The sequence below is a fragment of the Rhodopseudomonas sp. B29 genome, assembly GCF_000333455.1.
Lineage (GTDB): Bacteria > Pseudomonadota > Alphaproteobacteria > Rhizobiales > Xanthobacteraceae > Rhodopseudomonas.
On record NZ_BADD01000660.1, the window covers coordinates 1 to 4,834 of the forward strand.

Here is a 4,834-nt window from a genome sequence, read left to right on the forward strand (position 1 = left end):
CGGCCCTGGCGGCGCCGATCGCGAGAACCAGCGGCGCTCGGTGATCCAGGCGCTGGCGCAGAACAGCTGCGGCCCGCAATACGCCGCGGCCGCGCAGCAGAGCGGCGGCTTCCTCAACAATCTGTTCGGCGGCGGCAATGGCGGGGCGCCCGGCGCCGCGCCGGGTGCGCCGCCTGCTGATTTGAACGCCGAGGGCGGCACCTTCCGCACCGTCTGCGTGCGCAGCTGCGACGGCTATTACTTCCCGATCTCGTTCGCCACGGTGCCGAGCCGCTTCGCCGACGACGAGAAGACCTGCAAGAGCCTGTGCCCGGCCGCCGAGGCGTCGTTGTACGCGTATCGCAATCCCGGCCAGGACATCAACTCGGCGGTGTCGATCAACGGCCAGCCCTACACCTCGCTGCCGGCGGCGTTCCGTTATCGCCAGGAATTCAACCCGTCCTGCTCCTGCAAGGCCGCGGGCCAGAACTGGGCCGACGCGCTGAAGGGCGTCGACGACAAGTCCGCCGCCGAGCACGGCGACATCATCGTCACCGAAGAGAGCGCCAAGCGTATGGCGCTGCCGCCGGCGCAGCGCGCCTCGGCCAAGAACGCCGCCAAGCCGGCCGCCGCGGCGACGCCCCCGGCCACCCCGTCGACGCCCGACCCCGGCGCACCCGCGACCGACCCAAGCCAGATCCGTACGGTCGGCCCGACCTTCCTGCCGAAGCCAGTCGGCGCGAAGTAATCGGCCTAGTCGCCTTCGCTGAAGTAATGAGTCGTCATCCTGAGGTGCACGCGTAGCGCGCCTCGAAGGATGCGGCCAAGTGCTTGCAGCTCATCCTTCGAGGCCCGCAGCGCCGCGCAAAGCGCGGCCCAGCGGGCACCTCAGGATGACGGCGCGATCGTCGTAGAAGCAGAACTACTCTACGCTGGCTTGGCCAGCGGCTTGCCCTTTTCGACGATGTAGTTGACGAGCAGCCGCGTCTTGCCGGGCGATGCTTTGCCGCCGGCGTGCGGGGTTTCGGGCGGGACCTGGAAGGCGTCGCCGGCTTTGGCCGTGACGGTCGGACGGCCCTCGATCGGCAGTTCGAGCTCGCCCTCCATCACATAGGTCGACTCGATGCCCGGATGGGTGTGACGGCCGACGGTGGCGCCGGGATCGAGCGTCACATCCATGATGATGGTCTCGTAGCCGGCGGCCGGGCCGTCGGTGCGGCTCAGGATCTTGCGGGTAACGCCATTGGCGGTCGTCGGCGCCGAGCCTTGAGCGGAGACTTCAGTCGCGGCAAAGCCTGCAATGCTGCAGATCGCACAGCCTGCGACAGCGGCAAATCCTCGTCGTGTAAGCATGGAGACCCTCCCAACCCGAAAAGCCCGTCTGCGCGGGCGTGGGAGAAGTCTGGCAGAAGGTCTTAGGGTTGAAAAGAGAGCTGTAGTCGTAGGAAAGCGCCGGCCTGGCGCCGGCAATTAGCGCGGCCCTACGGGCTTCGCTGCTGTTGCACAGCATCACCACTCGTCATTCCGGGGCGCGAGCGTAGCTCGCGAACCCGGAATCTCGCAGTTTTGGAAACGATCCCTCTTCAATGTCGGGATTCCGGGTTCGCGCCTTCGGCGCGCCCCGGAATGACGAAGAAGTGGCGATAAAGATCAATCCTCGATCTTCACGTACTCGAAGTCACCCGGCTTGTTGTCGATGCCGACCTTCGGGGGCGAGATCCAGGAGGCGAACTCGCCCGGCTCGCTGACAGGCGTCATTAGCGACGCAATGAAATCGCCGTCGTCGGTCGACGGCAGCCAGTCGTCCTTGCGCTTGGTCCAGGTGCCCGCGTCGATCAGGATGCCTTCCGGCGTCGCGTTCACGTCCTTGAACTCGCCGATGGCGCGGTGGAAGGCGACGTGCGGCAGCGTCAGCTTGAAGTCGTAGCCGGCGGTGGTGATCACCTTGTTCCAGCGCAGCAGGCCCTTGACGCAATCCTGCGAGTAGTCGTCGCGCAGCCGCATGTTGAGCGCGGTCAGCGCCGGCTCGTCGACCCGCTTGATCACGCCGTCGACCAGCTTCAGCACCGGATAGGTCGAATTCTTGAGCTGGTGATCGTCGTCGATCTGGGTCTCGTGATAGCGGCCCTTGATGCCGAAAATTAAAGCGTTGGCGGCGTTGGTCGAGACTTCCGAACCGAACAGATCGAGCGACAGCGTGTAGTGCAGGTTGAGCTTCTTCTGGATCGTCGGCAGATCGATGACGCCGAGCGCGCGAACGTTCGCGATGTCGGTCGGATCGGTGATGCCGGCGGCGCGCATCGCGTCGCAGGTGCGCTGGATGACGCGGGTAATGCCGGTCTCGCCGACGAACATATGGTGCGCTTCTTCGGTCAGCATGAAGCGGCAGGTGCGCGACAACGGATCGAAGCCCGACTGCGCCAGCGAGTGCAGCTGCATCTTGCCGTCGCGGTCGGTGAAGTAGGTGAACATGAAGAACGACAGCCAGTCCGGCGTCGCTTCATTGAACGCGCCGAGCATGCGCGGCGCGTCGGCGTCGCCGGAGCGGCGGCGCAGCAGATCATCGGCCTCCTCGCGGCCGTCGCGGCCGAAATACTTCTGCAGCAGATACACCATCGCCCACAGATGGCGGCCTTCCTCGACATTGACCTGGAACAGGTTGCGCATGTCGTACAGCGACGGCGCAGTCTTGCCGAGATGGCGCTGCTGCTCGACCGAAGCCGGCTCGGTGTCGCCCTGGATCACGATCAGCCGGCGCAGCATCGCGCGATATTCGCCGGGGACTTCCTGCCAGGCCGGCTCGCCGTAGTGCTCGCCGAACGGAATCTTGCGGTTCTCCTCCTGCGGCGCCAGCAGCACGCCCCAGCGATAGTCCGGCATCTTGACGTAGTCGAACTTGGCCCAGCCGCGCGGATCGACCGAATAGGCCGTGCGCAGATACACCAGCTTCTCCTGGAAGCCCTCGGGCCCCATGTCGTTCCACCAGTCGATGTAACCGGGATGCCAGCCCTCCAGCGCCTTGAGCACCTGGCGGTCGGAGGCGAGGTCGACATTGTTGGGGATCTTGGTCGAGTAGTCGACGTTCATGATGTTCATGTTCATGGGCGGCTCCTTTGAGCGAATAGTGAGTAGCGAATAGCGAGTGGGAGGGGTGAACAGCGAGGCTCTGGCGGCCGAGCAACTATTCGCTATTCGCTACTCCCTATTCGCCCTTAAACCCTCGTCATGTCGTACTGGGCCTTCTGCCCCGTCCCGTAGCGGCGCAGGGCGCCGTCTTCGCCGACGGCGTTGGGGCGCTGGAAGATCCAGTTCTGCCACGCGGTGAGGCGCGAGAAGATTTTTGACTCCATCGTCTCGGGGCCGACGAAGCGCAGATTGGCTTCCATGCCGGTGAGACTGTCGGGCGAGAACGACGCGCGCTCCTCGAGGAACACGCGGACCTCGTCGTCCCAGTCGATGTCGTCGAGCGCGAAGGTGACGAGGCCGAGTTCATCGGCAGCTTCCGCATCGAGCGGCTCGCCGATCTTCGCTTCGGCCTGCTTGAGTTCGTCGGGATCGGCCTGGAAGCGCGACTGCAATCGCGTCAGGCCGTGGCTCATCGGATACGGGCCGAAATTCATTGCGCTCAGCGTCAACGTCGGCGCCGGACGATTGTCGCCCTCGCGGGTGCCGATCAGCATGTAGGAGCGGTCGGCGGCGAACACGAGTTCGGCCAGCGTGCCGGCGAAGCAGGAGCCCGGCTCGACCAGCGTCACCAGCGTGCGCGAGGTGACGTCGACGCGCTTCAGCACACGCTTCCAGTAGTGGCGGATCTCATTGACCAGCCAGTGCACCTTGTTGGCGTCGAGGAATGCATCGTGTGCCAGCACCTGCGCGCTGTCGCCGTGCGACTTGAACACCAGCATCGCGATGCCGAGTTCGTTGATGCGCAGATGCAGGATGGCGTCGTCGAGTTCGCGCGCGACCTGCAGCGGCCAATAGGAGGCGCCCTGCGCGATCAGCCCGTCGACATCGGCCGGCGGCGCTGAGTCAGGACCGGAGATCGAGATGGTGGCGATGCGCGCGTCGCGGTCGAGATCGACGCTGACGAACTGATAGCGCACGCCGGACTCATCGAAGCTGCGCGTCAGCGGCGTGAGTTCGATACCCTTGCCGCTGGCGTTGCGCGGCGACGAGGCGGCCAAAGCCTTCACACGATCGGCGATCTTGCTTTCGAGCTTGCTGTTCGGCGCGATCTCGTCGACCAGGCGCCACTGCACGGCGCGCTTGCCCTTGATGCCTTCCTCGATGGTGCAGAAGAAATCGGCGCGATCGCGCCGCACCTTGCGCTTGTCGACGACGCGCGTCAGCCCGCCGGTGCCGGGCAGCACGGCGAGCAGCGGCACTTCCGGCAGCGCCACGGCGGCGGCGCCGTCGTCCGCCATGATGATCTGATCGGCCGCGAGCGCCAGCTCATAGCCGCCGCCGGCCGCGGTGCCGTTGATCACCGCGATGCTGCGCTGGCCGGAGAACTCGGAGGAGTCCTCGAAGCCGTTGCGGGTCTCGTTGGTGAATTTGCAGAAATTGACCTTGTGAGCATGCGTCGCGCCGGCCAGCATGCGGATGTTGGCGCCGGCGCAGAACACGCGGTTCTTGCCGGAGCGCAGCACGATCACCTTCACGCCCGGATGCTCGAAGCGCAGCCGCTGCATCGCGTCGGCGAGTTCGATATCGACCCCGAGGTCGTAGGAATTCAGCTTGAGCTGATAGCCTTCGAACAGGCCGCCATTCTCGTCGACGTCCATGGTGAGTGTCGCCACCTCGTCGTCGACCGCCAGCTTCCAGTGCCGATAGCGCGTCGGCTCGGTCTGAAAAT

At 65.4% G+C, this 4,834-nt stretch carries 4 protein-coding genes; 1 reads left to right on the forward strand and 3 read right to left on the reverse strand.

Features of this window, described 5'->3' with window-relative positions:
* Nucleotides 1–727 (forward strand): DUF2865 domain-containing protein (locus tag I5M_RS23745; protein ID WP_022723672.1); only part of this gene is annotated, 727 nt, incomplete at its 5' end.
* Nucleotides 728–906: 179 nt separating this feature from the next.
* On the opposite strand, the gene I5M_RS23750 is transcribed toward I5M_RS23745, so the two are convergent.
* The 3 genes from I5M_RS23750 to boxC form a co-directional block, all read right to left on the reverse strand.
* Nucleotides 907–1,332 carry a cupin domain-containing protein gene (locus I5M_RS23750; RefSeq protein ID WP_022723673.1) on the reverse strand — a complete coding sequence of 142 codons (426 nt, stop codon included), beginning with the start codon at nucleotides 1,330–1,332 and terminating at the stop codon, nucleotides 907–909.
* A 297-nt stretch (nucleotides 1,333–1,629) separates the two neighbouring features.
* On the reverse strand, nucleotides 1,630–3,081 hold the full coding sequence (boxB, locus tag I5M_RS23755; protein ID WP_022723674.1) for a benzoyl-CoA 2,3-epoxidase subunit BoxB: 1,452 nt from the start codon (nucleotides 3,079–3,081) through the stop codon (nucleotides 1,630–1,632).
* Nucleotides 3,082–3,191: 110 nt separating this feature from the next.
* Nucleotides 3,192–4,834 (reverse strand): 2,3-epoxybenzoyl-CoA dihydrolase (gene boxC / locus I5M_RS23760; RefSeq protein ID WP_022723675.1); only part of this gene is annotated, 1,643 nt, incomplete at its 5' end.

Excerpts from the sequence above, each read along its gene's own strand:
- boxB (WP_022723674.1), bottom strand. The coding sequence starts at position 3,081 with ATGAACATGAACATCATGAACGTCGACTACTCGACCAAGATCCCCAAC.
- I5M_RS23750 (WP_022723673.1), bottom strand. The coding sequence starts at position 1,332 with ATGCTTACACGACGAGGATTTGCCGCTGTCGCAGGCTGTGCGATCTGC.